We start from the raw sequence: 15,388 nt of genomic DNA, 5'->3' as shown, positions 1-15,388 counted from the left end.
AACTAGCAGGCGTGAACATAGGCGTTCGAAACGGCGTTCATTGACGAATACCGGAGCCTGTCCATCTGGATGGCAGCCAGAATGGCTGCCAGGACGCATGATTCTCAGACCTACCGGTGACGGATCGCTTTTAAGCTGAATGTGATCATGCGCGAGCCCGCGTCAAACGCGGTACTTAATGTTCCTGAATCATTCCAAATCCACTGCTGCGCGGCAGCCGCCCCTGGCCACCGCGCAGGCGCGACCGTCAGTGCTGACCGTAATTCTTGCGCGCCACGGGAATGCTCCGGACCTTCGCATACTGGAAAGCCGGAATCGACTTCACCGCCTCGCGCGTGGCGCCCGCCCACACGAGCTTGCCGTTCACGTAGTCCAGTTGCGACATCGGAAGCGCCACGTCGTGCTGGGACACGCCCAGAAACTGATGCGCCGCCACGATCGCGAACGACGCGGCGTTATCCGGCGCGATGATGATGTCGTGGAGCACCCCGACTTTCTCGCCACTGTCGTTATAAATGCTCTTGCCCAGCAGGCTCTTCGTGGTGCTCCAGCCCTCGACGATGAGCTGGGACTCCTCCACGGTGGCGCCGATAGTCTGCGTGCCTGCGACCTGTGCGCTTGCCGACTGGCACACCGCACCAAACGCCGACGCGGCCAGAAATACAAGTGCCCACTTTGCCTTCATGATTCTTCTCTCCAGAAAATGCGTTGATTTCAAAAAAAATAGTTCGCAACACTGAGCGGTGCCTGGGGTGCGGCGTGCCCGTGTCGCGCTAACCCCTACTTTGAACCCTTTGCGCGCGCAGCGTTTTCGAATTCGCACGGTGTCGGCGTTCAGGCGCTCACAGTGAGACGACCTGCGCGCCGCCGACGGATACGGTCAATGACCACTATTTTGCGGTTTCAGCGTCACCGTGCAGGTCATGCCCATCGCGAGCTTGACCCCGGCGGGAATCCGATCCAGATGAACCCGCACCGGCACACGTTGCGCGAGCCGCACCCACGTGAAGATCGGATTGACGTCCGCCAGCAGATCGCCGTTGCTGGTTGGGTTATCCCGATCGGCGATACCGCTTGCCAGGCTGTCGACATGCCCCTGGATGTCGTTACCGCCCGACATCAGCCGCACAACCGCCTGATCGCCGACATGCACGCGCTGCAGCTTCGTCTCTTCGAAGTAGCCATAAACCCAGAACGAATGAGAGTCGATCAGCGCCATCCGCGCGATGCCGGCGGTCGCGAAATCGCCGGGATACAGGTTCAGGTTGGTGATGTAGCCGTCTGACGGCGCGCGCACTTCGCTGCGCGTCAGGTTGAGCAGCGCGGTCTGCCGCTCGACCATCGCTGCTTTGTACAGGGCCTCCGCCGCGCTATAGGAAGCGACGTCGGCGGCATAGGCGGCCGCGGACTGCCTCGCGAGCGACGCCGAATCCTGCCGGCTTTCATCGGAGATCACATCGCCCGCGAGATTGGCCCGGCGCGCCGCCTGCGCGCGCTTCATCGCGAACGTGGTTTCGCTGGCGCTCATCTGGGCTTTGGCCTGGGCCATCTGGGCCTGGGCCCGCTGAAGATCCGCGTTGGCTTGTGCCACGGCATAGTGGAAGCGGGCCGGGTCGAGCACGAACAGAACGTCGCCCTGGCGCACCAACTCGTTGTCCTTCACGCGCACCTCGCTGACCAGGCCCGACACGTCGGTTGCGACCTGCACGACCTTGGCACGGACCCGGCCGTCGCGGGTCCACGGCGAAAACATGTAGTCCAGCCACAGCATGCGAACCAGCACGACCGCGACCAAGAGAAGGGTCAGCGTGAAGCCTGCGCGCAGAAGGGATTGCGTTTTCATCTTCGTTACCGGGCGTGAGCGGTCAGTGAATTCGTGGAAACCTGGGGTGTTCGAGGTTCATTGCAACAGCAGCAGCGAAGCGCCGCAGAACAGCGTGGCGAACAACGCGACCCGGAACAGGCCGGGATGCCACGTGTAGTGATAAAAGCCGAGTCGGGCCAGCACCAGATCGAGCACGATGAACAGCAGCACACACCCCACGAGAAGCGGCAGCAGGCCCGGCACCAGCAAGGAAAACAGGTCAATTTCGCCGGGCATCGTCCACTCCTTGCGCCTCGTGATCGGGCGGCGCCGAGGCGAAACCGCCACCCAGCTCCTTCATCAGCAGTGCCCAAGAATCGAGGCGTTTGGCCTGAATCTGCGCGAGGCTTTCCTCCTGCTGCAGTTGTTCGTTCTGCGCCGCCAGCACGTTCAGGAATTCGGTAATGCCGCTGCGGTAGCCCGTATCGGCGAGCCGGAACGATGCGCGCGCCGAATCGAGCGTGTTTTCAACCGACGCCTGCTGCTGTTCGAGCGAACGCAGCGAGACAACTTGCATCGCAACCGCCTGCACTGCGTTCACCACGCTCTGGTTGTACGCATCGACGGCGGCGTCGCGCGACGAAACGGCCACGCCGTAATTGCCGCGGCGGCGTCCACCGTCGAAGATCGGCAGCGAGATCGCCGCGCCTACGCCATGCCCCATGCCGTTGCTATTCACAAAGTTGAAGAAGCCGCCGAACGTCGCCGCGGAGCCCAGCGACGCGGTTGCCAGCAGGTTGATGTCGGGATAGAAATCCGCGTGCGCGACATCGATACGCTTATCCGCCGCGAGCACGCGCCAGCGCTGCGCCACCACATCCGGCCGGTGCCCGATCAGTTCGGCCGGCAGCGACGCCGGCAACGCCACCGGCACGTTCAGCGCGAGGCCCGGACGGCGCAGCGCGTCGCCATAGCCCGGCCCCTTGCCGGCCAGGCCGGCGATGCTGAGTCGGGTCAACGCGAGTTGCTGCTGCGCCTGCTGCACCCGTGTCGTGCTCATGGCGAACTGGGTCGTCGCCTGGCTGACTTCGAGACGGCTGCCGACACCCGCGCGCCAGCGGCGCGTCGCGATATCGAGCGTGCGCTGCTGTTCGTCCTGCACGGCGTGGTAGACATCGAGCAAGGCGTATTGCAGTTCCAGTTGCACGTAACTGCGCACCACCGCCGTCTGCAGTTCGACTTCCGCGAAGCGCGCGTCCGCGGCGGCCGCGTGCACATTGTCGAGTGCGCCTTCGCGAAGCGCGCGCGTCTTGCCCCACAGATCCAGGTCATAGGACAGATCGGCCTCGATGGCATTGCTCCACACCGTCGTGCCGCCCGGCGGCGCCGGCGTCGTATAGCGGGCGTAACGTCGGCGCTCGAACGTGCCACCCGCGTTGAGTTGCGGCAATGCGTCGGCGCCGGCAATCTGTGCCTGGAATCTCGCCTCGTCGATACGCGCTTCCACGGCGCGCAAGCCGGGGTTGCCGGCGGTGGCGTCCTGAACCAGCGTGTCCAGTTGCGGGTCGTTCCACTGCCGCCACCAGCCACCGGCCGGCCATCCGGCATCGGGCTGGGTCGCGCGCAATGCCGCGCCGGGGTCGAGCGTTGCCGGGTCGATCATCGAGGCTTGCGTGCGAATGCCGCCGCTGTTGATACAGGCGCCCAACAGCCAGGCTGACGCGAGCGCGACGGCCGCCGAGCGACCTGTTGCAATGGCACACAGGCAATTCCGTTTCATGCCCGCTGCGCCGTTGTTTGCCACAGGGACAAGGTGTCGTCCAGCAGCGTGAGCTCGGTGAAATGCAGCAACGCGCGCATCCGGCAGCGCGTGAGCATCGTCGCATCGACCGTCAGGCTCTGCGCGAACGGCAGCGTATCCAGCGCGCGTCGCGTCGCGGCCAGCGCTGCGTCGACGGCCTGCGGCGTGACGACGGCGAACACATTCGCGAGCGCCGCCAGCCACGCGGTCTGCACGTCGGGCCACCCGGCCGGTAGCGTGTCTGCCAGCTGTTCGGTGTCCAGCCGCATCTGGATCATCGCGCGGCCAATTTCCAGCGCCGCGAACGCCCATCCGATCAGGTGATTGCGGTCCACGCGCGCATCGGCCGGCGCCGACGCGATCTGCACGATGAAATCACGCAGACTCAATTCGAACGTGTAAAGCAGGTCGTCGAGTTCGTCATCCCATGCGCTATCCGACACCAGCGCGCGAATCTGATTCAGGTATTGGGCCGATATCCAGTCGCCCGCGCGCGGCACGATGATCGAAAACGCGGCGGCCGCCGTCGCGATGCCGCACAGCAAGGCAAAACCGGTGTCAAGGTACGCGCTCGGGTTGTAGACGGTCGGATTCGATATGCCGACGATGAAGCAGAAATAGATGTTGAAACCGAGCCCCAGCACCATCGTTTTTGCAAACGTATTCACATAGCTGCCGATCATCACGAAGATCGCAATACATGCGGCGAGCAACACGAAACCGTCGACCCGCGGCAGCAGATAAAAGTTGAACGCGAAGCCGGCGAGCCAGCCGGAGAGGCAACCACAGAACACCTGCCAGCTCGCGGCGGCGGGATTGGGCACGAGCGCGAATAGCGCGCTCGTAATCGCAACCGCGACAATTGCGCTCGATCCGCCCACCCATCCCGAGGCGAGCCATGCCGAGCCGACCAGCATCACCGCCACGGCCGCGCGTGTGCCGGCGATAACCGCGGCGGTACGGTTGGCCGTGGCACGACTTCGGCCAATGCCGCCGATGGCCTGAATCACCGACTGCGACCACGGCAGCCGATCGACCCTGCGCGCTTCGAGATAGCTTCGGCAGTACAGCCGAAGGTCGGCAATCGAAAAGAACAGCGCGGAGCCGGTGGTCGCCACGAACTGCCGCTGATGCGGCGACACATCCGCGAGTGAATGGAGCAGCCGGCCCAACTGCGCGGGCAAGGCCTGCTCGAACGCATCGAGACGGTTCGACAAGGTCTCGACCTGGTCGAGCGTAATCAGCTCCGGCGGCGCCTCGGCCGGCACGATGGCGAGCAGCGCCCCGATCAGTTCGTCGACAGCCGCAAGCGCACGCGGATCGGCCTCCGCGGCGACGCGCGCCTTCAATTGATGCAAGGCATGAATCCACGCGACCGTGTCGAGAAAACTCCGGTCGAGATCGAGAAAAACATGGTTGTGCAGGCGTATCGACGGGTCCTCGAAGACCGCCCCGCTACGCAGATTTTCCACCCCGGCGCGCTCTCGGATCAGGTCGAGAAACGTGTCGAAACCCACGACCGCGGTCGCGCGCCCCAGCATCTCGTGCACCGCGTTCAGCAGGTTTGTGAAGTTTCTCCGGCTCGACGCATAGAGCGCCGGCGTGACAGGCTGCGGAAACACCACCGCGCTGACGAGACTCGCACACACCACGCCGATCACCACTTCACTTACGGTGAACACGACGTTGTCGAACACGCCATAGGGATTGGACCAGGCCGGTATCGCCGTGATGGCCGTACCGTATCCCGTCAGGACGAAGCCATACGATTGGAAATTGCGGTAGTACGAGGCACCGAAAACGCACACACCGATCCACGCGGCCAGCGCGACGAGGAACAGCAGCGGCTGTTGCGGAAACAAGGCGATGAGCACGAGGCCGGCCAGACTGCCGCACACCATGCCTAGGCCGCGATAGAAACCGCGCGCGATCACCATGCCGCTTTGCTGATGCATCATGACGATGACGACCGACACCATCGCCGTGGCCGGCGTGCGCAGTTCGAGCCGCATGCACAGCCCCATCGCGAGAGTCGCCGCGGCAGCCACTTTCGCGATATGCAGGAACCGGGGGCCGTCGTCCTTCCAGTACGTCTTCAACTCGTCCAGCCATCGCGGCAAGGCTGGGCTGTCCGTCAGCAAAGTCATAAGCTACCCGTCAGTTCTGCGTGCGGCTGGCGCGCGTGGGTCCGAGCCGGTTCCAGGATCTCATCGCCCTACCGTTGAGGATCGCCCGCATCCAATCCGCTTAAGCTATTGGAGTGGCGGGAAAATGTCCTGAAACAGATCTGAAAACACCTGAAAGACGTGCCTCGGGGGGCACGCGGGGGCACGCCGCAGGGGATTGGTCGAGTACGGGCGAACGCCGCCGGGTCGTGTTACCTGATTTCTTCGCTCGGCGGCGAGTCGGGAGAAACGGCCTCGGCAGGCGCGTTGGCAGCCGTGCTGGCAGGGGCGTTGGCACAAGCAGCGGCCTGCTCGCCGGCCGCTGCCGCGATCTGCAGCAAATGAGTCGCGGCTTTGAAATCGTCCCAGTTGAGGCCCTCGGTCAGCCTCGAACAGGCTGACCTCAGAAGCTGGGCGGCCTCCGCGCTTCGGCCTTGCGCGTGCCAAAGCCGGGCAAGGCTGGTCGCGGCGCGCAATTGCAGCGAGCGGCAGCCTTGCGTCAGCGACTCCCCCAACGCTGCGATCAGACATACTTCGGCGTCCCTCGCGAGGACTCCTGACGGGGCCGTGTCCGACTCTTCCATCAGCAGCAGTTCGCCGTGGATGCGCCTGAGTTCACCGGCATACCACTGGTCACCGGTTTCATCACACTGAACCAGGGCTCGCACTACGGCGGCAATGCCCGCTTCCCGCTGACCGGAACGGCCAAGCGCCAGGCTGTACTGTCCGGCGAGCATGGCGCGCGGCGCACCGAACTCGAGCGCCTCCAGATCGTCCAGCGCCGTGCGGAAAGCCTTCAAACGTTCGTGAGTCACATCGTTCATCGAATGCAGATATTCGTCGAAACAGCGGCAACACGCTTGCGCCACACTCAAACCGGCGCGCGCCGACACGTCCTTTAGCAACGCGATCGCGTCGGCCGCCTGGTCCCGTTTGTCCGACAACAGCGCGAGTGGAATGAGCGCCTCGACCAGCACATAACTCGTGACGATCGCCTGTTGCTGATCGCAGGCGGCGGCCACGCTGTCCTCCGCGAGTCGCAGCGCCTGATCGCGGAAACCCTGCAGCCACAGCACGCGCGCGAGCGTCGCGCCGCTGACGATCCGGTGATCGACGGATTGGCCCAGCGGCAGGCGCTGATGCAAGCCCTCGCTATGCCGCAGAAATTGTTCGAGCGAGGCGCGCGCCTGCCGTTGATCGCCGGCGTAATGCGACGCGATGCCTAGCAGGCGGTAGGCGAGAACCGCGGAACCCGTGCCGTCCTCCTCGGCGGCGAGCAACTCGAAGCGCCTTGCGAACGCAAGCGCGTTGCGCGCTGCGCCGGACGATTGACTGGCGTTCCACATACCCCACAATGCGCGCGCTTCAAACGCCTGATCCCCGAGCGCGATCGCCGAGGCGAGCGTCTCGGACCAGATGCTGAAGGTCTCCTCGTTCGGTCCGTTGACGTAGACGAGAGCCGCCCCAAGGGCCGCCTTCAGTTGCATCCGCACACGAAGGTAACGGGTCGAGCGCGAGTCGTGGTGGGTTGCGGCGACGGTATCGAGGGCTCGCCGCGCCCATGCGCAGCATTCGTCGACCAGCGACAGTTCATAGAGAAGGAAGACGACTTTCACGGCCAGCGTTTCGCCCAGCGCTGCGTCGCCCTTCGGCGATAACGCCCAACCCAGCGCCATGCGCAAGTCGTCGAGCAGCGCGCGCATCCGATGATGCCAGCCGTCGGAGAAAGCGCGCGCGGGGTCCGCGCGGCTCAGCGCTTCGCGCTCCAGCAGGCCAACGAAGTAGCGTGCATGATTGAGTGCGACGACGCGCTGCTCGCCATTATCTTCGAGCTTCTGCATCGCGTACGCGTGTGTGGTTTCCAGCAGGCGATAGCTCGCGCTGCCGCACGCCATGCCCCTCACCACCAACGATTTTTCCACCAGCCCGGAGAGCGCCGCGACTACCTCGGGGTCCCGCAATGCGCCGTCGCTCACAACCGCAATCGCCGCGTCCATCGTGAAGCCGCTCGCGAAGATGCCTAGCCGGCGCAGCGTCGTGCGCTCGGCATCGTCGAGCATCGCGTGGCTCCAGTCGAGCGTCGCCTTCAAGGTCTGGTGGCGCGGCAACGCGGTGCGATTGCCGCCGGTCAGCATGTTGAAGCGGTCGTCGAGATGGCTTGCGAGTGTCGCGATTCCGAGGATCGCCGCGCGCGCCGCCGCCAGTTCGATGGCCAACGGTATGCCGTCGAGCCGGCGACATACCATGCCGGTCAGATGGATGCTTTTTTCGTCGGATGAAAAACGCGCGTCGATCGCGCGGGCGCGTGACAGGAATAACTCGACGGCACTGCATTGCAGGACATGCTGACTGTGCTCGTCCTGAGCGGGCACCTGCAGCGAAGCAACCCAATAGAGGTGTTCGTTCGCGATGCGCAGCGACTCCCGGCTCGTTGCGAGCACGCGCACGCCGGGCCCGACGCCAAGGAGCGCTTCGGCAAGCTCGGCGGCATGACCGAGCACATGCTCGCAGTTGTCGAGCACGAACAGCACGCTCCGCTCGCGGAACTCCTTGCTGATGCGCGCGAGCGTGAGCGGCCCGCTCGCCGGATTCACGCCGATGCTGGTCGCGAACGCCGCGAGGACGCTGCTCGCATCGGAGGCCGAAGCGAGCGCGACCAGATAGACACCGTCAGGAAAGCGCTCGAACGAACCGCGCGCGACTTCCACCGCCAGACGCGTCTTGCCGATGCCACCCGAGCCGACGAGCGTCACGTGACGTGCCGACGCGAGCGCCAATGAAACATCGTTCAGCGCCTCATCCCGCCCGATCAGCGCCGACAGATTGACAGGCAGATTGTGGGGCACGCTCCCGCGTTGCATGACGTCCTTGAGCGTATCGTCATCCTCTCCGCTGCCGGAGAACGCACTCGACGAAGCCCGCGGAATCAGCCGGTAGCCTCGTCCAGATACAGTCTGTATCAGTCCGCGGCTTTCGCCCAGCACCTTGCGCAGCGCCGACATATGAACCTGAAGATTATTCTCTTCAACAATTGCGTTCGGCCAGACCTGTCTGAGTATTTCGTTCTTCGACACCAGGCCGCCGTTCGCCGCGATCAGGATAGCCAGCACGTCGAACGCGCGGCTGCCGAGGCGCACAGGCTGGCCGTCGAGAAACACTTCCCGACGTTCGACGTCCACCTGCAGGGGGCCAATGTGAATCATTACCTGAACATCCCAAACACAGCGGATAAAAGAACAACTGGGGGAATACGGAAGGGGAAAACTGAGGAAAGAACGCTCAGCGTCGAGTCCCCCGGAGTCTAGAGCAGCGGCGACATCGCATGCGCGGAAAAAACTGAACGTATAGTTCAAAAAATTTGGACTAAGCGCATTCGGCCGAAGCGCGCCGGAGGTCGCCATCGACCGTTGCGCGCACGCGCCGAGGCGTCCCGTGGCACGCTCGGCAAGCGCGGCCGCAGGACGCCTTCGCCTAGCCAGACCGGGGTAATCTTTGTATGATGCGTCCGAACATCCTGGGTACCGGACACACCATGCCGAGAAAAGTAGGGACGCCCAACACAGCGTCGAAGAGCGAGGTGCAGGACAACGAGAAGGGCATCACGCGCCGCCTTGCCCCCGAAGTGCGGGAGCGTCAGATCGTACTGAAGGCCGTCGAGCATTTCGCCACGCACGGTTTCTCCGGCAGCACCCGCGAACTCGCGCGCCAGCTCGGCGTGACGCAGCCGCTTCTCTACCGCTATTTCCCGAGCAAGGAAGCTTTGATCGACCGCGTGTACGAAGAGGTCTATCAATGGGACACGCGTTGGGAAAGCCTGATCAAGGACCGCTCCGTGCCGATCCAGGAACGCATGGTCAGGTTCTATTCGTCGTACGCCGGCGTGATCCTGCGGCGTGAATGGATCCGGATTTTCATCTTCGCCGGATTGACGCGCGAAGGCATCAACTCCAAGTATCTGTCGCGGCTGCGCGAACGCGTGTTCCTGCCGGTCATGGCCGAAATCCGCTCGTCCTACGACCTCCCCGCTTCGTCCAGCACGAAGCAGCGCGACATCGACCTCGAGCTGATCTGGAGCCTGCACGCCAGCATCTTCTATCTCGGCGTGCGCAAATGGATCTACGGGCTGCCGGTCAGCGACAACGTCGAAGATCACATCGCGCGCCAGGTCGACGCCTTCCTCAATGGCGTGCCTGAAGCCCTCAAGCACGCAACCAAAGCCCCCAGCAAGACCAAAGCCTGACGCCGGCCGGCGCTCCAGCCGGCCGCTCGCTGCATCGCCCATTGCGCAACCTCCTCTGCGTTTTCCAGGGTAAACACCGCCGATTCGCTGCTTTCTCCCGCCGATGCACTCGCCTACAATTTATCCATCGATCACTAATCGACCGATAAATAGCATAGTAGGAGTTCCTTATGCCCGTGTCAAAACTTGCGCACTACTCGATCCGCACCATGGACCTCGAAAAATCCTGCCGTTTCTATGAGCGGATTCTCGGTTTCAAGCGGGGCTACCGTCCGCCCTTCGATTTTCCGGGCGCGTGGCTTTACAAAGGCGGCGATGAGGCCGACTTCGGCACAGTCCACATCATTGGCGTCGATCCGGACAATCCCGCCGGGCTCACCGCCTATCTCGGCGACAAGGCACTGCCCGCCACCGGAACCGGCACGGTCGACCACATCGCGTTTCTTGCGACGGGTGTCGAGGACATGTGGAAAACGTTGCAAGCGGAAGGCGTCGCCTGGCGCGATCGCACGGTGCCGAGCCTCGGCCTGCATCAGGTGTTCATCGAGGACCCGTCCGGCGTGACCATCGAACTGAATTTCCCCGCCGCAGAAGTCGCCGGTCTGGCCGAAGCCCATCCGGCCGCCGACCGGGCATCCATCAACGCAGGAGCGTAACCATGGCCCAATCTTCCACACGTTTTAAAGCGATCATCGTCGGCGGCTCGCTGGGCGGCCTGTTTGCGGCCAATCTGCTGGTTCGCAATGGCTGGGATGTCGACGTATTCGAGCGCGTTCCTGAAGAACTCGCTGGCCGCGGCGCCGGCATCGTAACCCATCCCGAATTATTCGACGCCATGACGGCAGCGGGGATCGCAATCGACGATTCGATCGGCGTCAAAGTGCAGTCGCGCGTGACCTTCGCGCAGAACGGCGCGGTGTTGTCCGAGCGCGACCTGCCGCAGACCCTGACCGCGTGGGGCAAGATGTATCACGTGCTGCGCGCGGCATTGCCCGACGTCCACTACCATGCCGGCGGCTCAGTCGTATCGGTGGCGGACGGCGCCGATCAGGCAAGCGTGACGCTCGGTGACGGCACGGTCGTGCGCGCGGACCTCGTGATTGCAGCGGACGGCTTCAAGTCGGCGATTCGCGAGCAGTTCCTGCCTGACGTGAAGCTTCAGTATGCGGGCTATGTCGCATGGCGCGGCCTGGTCGACGAAATGTCGCTGTCGCCGGCAACGCGCGCGGCGCTGTTCGACAAGTTCGCCTTCTGCCTGCCGCCGCACGAACAGATTCTCGGCTATCCGGTTGCCGGCCAGGGCAACAGCACAATCCCGGGTGAACGCCGCTACAACTTCGTCTGGTATCGCGCGACGAGCGAAGACATCCAGTTGCCGAACCTGCTGACCGATGAATCCGGCAAGCGCTGGGTGGGCGGCATTCCGCCGACGCTGATTCGCCGCGAGGTGCTCGCCGACATGGAGGACGCGGCGCTCACGCTGCTCGCGCCGCAATTCGGCGAAGTGGTGACCAAATCGACACAGCCGCTCTTTCAACCAATCTTCGACCTTGAAGTGCCGCAGATGGCATTCGGCCGGGTTGCCTTGCTGGGCGACGCGGCGTTCGTCGCGCGGCCGCACTGCGGCATGGGCGTCACCAAAGCGGCGAGCGACGCGATGGCCCTTGTCAGCGCATTGGTCAGCGCATTGAAGCGCCAGACCGGCGTTCAGGACGCCCTCGCGGAGTACAGCCGCGAGCGCACGCAGGTCGGCGCGGCCATCGTTCAGCACGCACGCCATCTCGGCGCCTACATGCAGGCGCAATTGAAAGACGAGGTCGACCGTGAAATGGCCGAGCGCTATCGCACGCCAGACGCGGTGATGCGCGAGACCGCCGTGCCCGCACGCTTTTAAATGTTCGTTGTGCTTGCGACAGGTTCCATCCACGGTCGCAGCACCGAAAAGAGTCGTTTCGAAAGGAGACAAAGTGAACCCTGGCGCCTCAACCTATTCAATCAGCGCGCAAGACGTTGCCGGCGACCCGCCGCCCCCCGCCAATCCGCTGCTCGACGATCCGCGCTTTTGCGCACTCGTGCGAGCGCGACGCACGTTCTCGTGGACGCTCACGATCCTGATGCTGACGGTGTACTTCGCCTTCATTCTCACGCTGGCGTTCGCACCGGCGCTGCTCGGCCGGCCGATCGTCGACGGTTCTCCGGCAACGTGGGGCATCCCGGTCGGCTTCGGCATGTTCGTCTTCACGTTTGCGCTGGTCGCGGTGTATGTCGCGCGAGCCAATACCACCCAGGACCGCGCCGTGAATGAAATCCGGCAAGGAGTACGGCAATGAAATGGAATCCCCTATGGCATGGGCTGATGTCGGGCGCGCTGCTTGTCGGCGTGCTCACCGCCCTGCCCGCCGTGGCCGCCGATAGCACGGCGCCGGCGCGATCGCACAATCCCATCGCGATCGGCATGTTCCTGCTGTTCGTCGCGTCGACGCTGTTCATCACCCGTTGGGCGGCGAAAAAGAACCACAGCGTGTCCGACCACTATGCGGCCGGTGGCAAGATCACAGCCTTCCAGAACGGCTGGGCGATCGCCGGCGACTATATGTCCGCCGCTTCGCTGCTCGGCATTTCCGCGCTGGTTTTCACAAGCGGTTATGACGGACTGATCTATTCAATCGGCTTTCTCGCCAGCTGGCCGATCATTCTCTTCCTGATTGCCGAACCACTGCGCAATCTCGGACGCTATACGCTGGCCGACGTCGTGTCCTATCGACTGCAACAGCGGCCGATCCGCGCCTTCGCCGCCTCGAGTTCAATCGTCATCGTGCTGCTCTATCTCGTCTCGCAGATGGTCGGCGCCGGCAAGCTGATCGAATTGCTGTTCGGTTTCAACTATACGGTTGCGGTCGTCATGGTCGGTGTACTGATGGTCGTGTACGTGTTTTTCGGCGGCATGCTCGCCACGACATGGATTCAGATCATCAAGGCAGCCTTGCTGCTTGCGGGTGCCGCCTTCATGGCACTTATGGTGCTCAGCCACTTCGGCTTCAGTCTGAATGCGCTCTTCTCGCAGGCAATCCTCGCCCATCCGAAGCATGCCGCAATCATGAGACCTGGCGGGCTCGTGTCGGATCCGGTGTCCGCCGTCTCGCTCGGGCTGGCGTTGATCTTCGGCACGGCCGGATTGCCGCACATCCTGATGCGGTTCTTCACGGTGGGCGACGCGAAGGCCGCCAGAAAAAGCATTCTGTACGCAACGGGCATTGTCGGCATCGGCTACGCGCTGATCATCGTCATCGGCTTCGGCACGATTGCGCTGGTCGCGACCGATCCGCACTATCACACGGCCTCCGGCGCCGTGATCGGCGGCGTGAACATGGTCGCCATCCATCTCGCGCACGCCGTAGGCGGCAACGTGTTTCTCGGCTTCATCTGCGCGGTCGCCTTCTCGACGATTCTCGCGGTCGTCGCGGGTCTGACGCTCGCCGGATCCTCGGCGGTTTCGCATGATCTGTACGCGAACGTGATTCGCCGCGGCGCCGCCACGGACCGCGAAGAAATGCACGTATCGCGAATCACCACGCTCGTGCTCGGCGTGCTCGCCATTCTGCTGGGCATTGCCTTCGAGAAGCAGAACATTGCGTTCATCGTGAGTCTGACGTTCTCGATTGCGGCCAGCTCGAACTTTCCGGTCCTGCTGCTTTCGATTTACTGGCGCGGCATGACCACGCGCGGCGCGGTGCTAGGCGGCTCGCTCGGCCTGATCACGGCGGTGACCTTGACGATCCTCAGCCCGACAGTCTGGGTGCAGGTGCTTGGACATGCGCATGCGATCTATCCGTACGAATACCCCGCGCTCTTCTCGATGATCGTCGCCTTCGCCGGTGTGTTCTTCTTCTCGATCACCGACAGCTCGCCGCGTGCCGTGCGTGAACGTGCGTTGTACGGCAACCAGCTCGTGGACTGCGAGCTCGGCATGGTGAAGCACGGATAACACTAAAGACAGACATAGGAGACCGACTCATGGATTGTATGTGTTGTATTTCGCCGAAGCGCCGCCGGCTGCTCGGGACGATGGCCGCGCTTGCCGGCGGCCTCGCATCGGCACGGCCGGCATCGGCCTCGACCACCGGGCCCGCCATCGGTACGGCGGGCACCACGGGCACCGTGGGCGCTGTCCGATCGATCGACATTCACGCTCACTACTACCCGGAGAGCTACTGCGACCTGGTAGGCAGCGAGGGGCAGAAATTCGGCGGCAAGTTCACTCGCGACGCCACCAGCTTCAGCTTTCAGACGCCGGCCGGCGGACTCGGACCGCTGCCGCTCAAGTTCATCAAGATCGACAAGCGGCTCGCGGACATGGACGCATCCGGGGTCGACATGCAGGCGCTGTCATTGAGCGTGCCCATGGTCTACTGGGCCGACCGCGCCTTCAATGCGAAGCTGGCGACAACGTGGAATGCGGCGGCGTCCGGCGTTCACCTGCAGCATCCCACTCGCTTCGTGGTGCTGGCGACCCTGCCGATGCTCAACCCGCACGACGCGATCGACGAGCTCGAACGCGCTTCGGAGTTGCCGGGTGTGCGCGGTGTCTACATGGGCACCAACATCAACAACCGGGATCTCGACGACCCACTGTTCGAGCCGGTCTTCGCACGGATCGAGCAACTCGATCTGCCGGTGTTTCTGCATCCGCAGCAGACGGTCGGCGGCGCGCGGCTGGGCGACTTCTATCTGAGCAACCTGCTGGGCAATCCGTTCGACACCGCCATCGCCGGTTCGCATCTGATCCTCGGCGGCGTGATGGACCGGCATCCGCGCTTACGCATTACGTTGCCGCACGCGGGCGGTGCGCTGCCGATCCTGATGGGCCGCATCGACGCGGGTTGGACGGTGCGCCCAGAAACGCGACGGCTGGCGCAAAAACCGAGCAGTTACCTGCGCCGCTTCAGCTATGACACGGTCTCGCATTCCGGACCCGTGCTGGACTTTCTGATTCAGAACATCGGCATCGACAGGCTGGTGCTCGGCAGCGACTATTGCTTCGATATGGGCTATGAGCAACCCGTCACGTTCCTGGATCGTCTTGCATTACCACCGGAGCAAAAGAATCTGATTCTTGGCGGCAATGCCGCACAGTTGCTAAAGATCTAACGAAAAAACGAATCGGCTGCCACGGTTTCTATCCGGCACGCCACCGGCTCCGTGCGTAGCAGCGCCCTCGTCGCCGTGCTCATGCTCAAAGCATGGTGAGAGGCCGCCTGATACCGCGGCCAACTATTCTTAATTTTCCTGAACTCCTCCGTCACCCTATACGCGCGGATTAGCGGCGTGAATGCATTGATGAATGCAGCACCCCTATGTAGGGATGGCGCGCGCTCGCT

The 15,388-nt window shown here is 63.5% G+C and carries 12 protein-coding genes; 6 read left to right on the top strand and 6 right to left on the bottom strand.

The features are described 5' to 3' along the window. Positions 1 to 247 precede the first annotated feature (247 nt). The 6 genes from B0G76_RS09195 to B0G76_RS09170 form a co-directional block, all read right to left on the bottom strand. Positions 248 to 685, bottom strand: a complete 438-nt coding sequence (locus tag B0G76_RS09195) for a PRC-barrel domain-containing protein (RefSeq protein ID WP_120291496.1) — start codon at positions 683 to 685, stop codon at positions 248 to 250. Positions 686 to 880: 195 nt separating this feature from the next. Next, positions 881 to 1,843 carry an HlyD family secretion protein gene (locus B0G76_RS09190; RefSeq protein ID WP_120291494.1) on the bottom strand — a complete coding sequence of 321 codons (963 nt, stop codon included), beginning with the start codon at positions 1,841 to 1,843 and terminating at the stop codon, positions 881 to 883. Positions 1,844 to 1,900: 57 nt separating this feature from the next. Next, positions 1,901 to 2,101: a DUF1656 domain-containing protein gene (locus B0G76_RS09185; protein ID WP_120291492.1), complete on the bottom strand. Its 201-nt coding sequence runs from the start codon at positions 2,099 to 2,101 to the stop codon at positions 1,901 to 1,903. Then, on the bottom strand, positions 2,085 to 3,584 hold the full coding sequence (locus tag B0G76_RS09180) for an efflux transporter outer membrane subunit (RefSeq protein WP_120296265.1): 1,500 nt from the start codon (positions 3,582 to 3,584) through the stop codon (positions 2,085 to 2,087). Before B0G76_RS09180 ends, B0G76_RS09185 begins: the two co-directional genes overlap by 17 nt. Next, positions 3,581 to 5,752, bottom strand: a complete 2,172-nt coding sequence (locus B0G76_RS09175) for an FUSC family protein (protein ID WP_120291490.1) — start codon at positions 5,750 to 5,752, stop codon at positions 3,581 to 3,583. The genes B0G76_RS09180 and B0G76_RS09175 overlap by 4 nt, the downstream gene beginning before the upstream one ends. Positions 5,753 to 5,982: 230 nt before the next feature. Then, positions 5,983 to 8,973 carry a winged helix-turn-helix domain-containing protein gene (locus tag B0G76_RS09170; RefSeq protein ID WP_120291488.1) on the bottom strand — a complete coding sequence of 997 codons (2,991 nt, stop codon included), beginning with the start codon at positions 8,971 to 8,973 and terminating at the stop codon, positions 5,983 to 5,985. Between the two features lie 329 nt (positions 8,974 to 9,302). Between B0G76_RS09170 and B0G76_RS09165 the strand changes: the two genes are divergently transcribed. The 6 genes from B0G76_RS09165 to B0G76_RS09140 all read left to right on the top strand — a co-directional run bounded on the left by B0G76_RS09165 (position 9,303) and on the right by B0G76_RS09140 (position 15,158). Continuing rightward, entirely contained in the window at positions 9,303 to 10,010 is a 708-nt protein-coding gene (locus B0G76_RS09165) for a TetR/AcrR family transcriptional regulator (RefSeq protein ID WP_120296264.1), read from the top strand. 170 nt (positions 10,011 to 10,180) lie between these two features. Further along, positions 10,181 to 10,666 carry a VOC family protein gene (locus B0G76_RS09160; RefSeq protein WP_120291486.1) on the top strand — a complete coding sequence of 162 codons (486 nt, stop codon included), beginning with the start codon at positions 10,181 to 10,183 and terminating at the stop codon, positions 10,664 to 10,666. A gap of 2 nt (positions 10,667 to 10,668) precedes the next feature. Continuing rightward, entirely contained in the window at positions 10,669 to 11,904 is a 1,236-nt protein-coding gene (locus tag B0G76_RS09155; RefSeq protein WP_120291484.1) for an FAD binding domain-containing protein, read from the top strand. A gap of 73 nt (positions 11,905 to 11,977) precedes the next feature. Further along, positions 11,978 to 12,340, top strand: a complete 363-nt coding sequence (locus B0G76_RS09150) for a DUF485 domain-containing protein (RefSeq protein WP_120291482.1) — start codon at positions 11,978 to 11,980, stop codon at positions 12,338 to 12,340. A gap of 26 nt (positions 12,341 to 12,366) precedes the next feature. Beyond that, positions 12,367 to 13,995 carry a cation/acetate symporter ActP gene (gene actP, locus B0G76_RS09145; RefSeq protein WP_120291480.1) on the top strand — a complete coding sequence of 543 codons (1,629 nt, stop codon included), beginning with the start codon at positions 12,367 to 12,369 and terminating at the stop codon, positions 13,993 to 13,995. A 29-nt stretch (positions 13,996 to 14,024) separates the two neighbouring features. Beyond that, positions 14,025 to 15,158 carry an amidohydrolase family protein gene (locus B0G76_RS09140; RefSeq protein ID WP_120291478.1) on the top strand — a complete coding sequence of 378 codons (1,134 nt, stop codon included), beginning with the start codon at positions 14,025 to 14,027 and terminating at the stop codon, positions 15,156 to 15,158. Positions 15,159 to 15,388: the final 230 nt, after the last annotated feature.

This window comes from Paraburkholderia sp. BL23I1N1 (assembly GCF_003610295.1).
GTDB lineage: Bacteria > Pseudomonadota > Gammaproteobacteria > Burkholderiales > Burkholderiaceae > Paraburkholderia.
The sequence above is the reverse complement of the archived record's forward strand: the minus strand, read 5'-3'. Positions and strand labels throughout refer to the sequence as shown.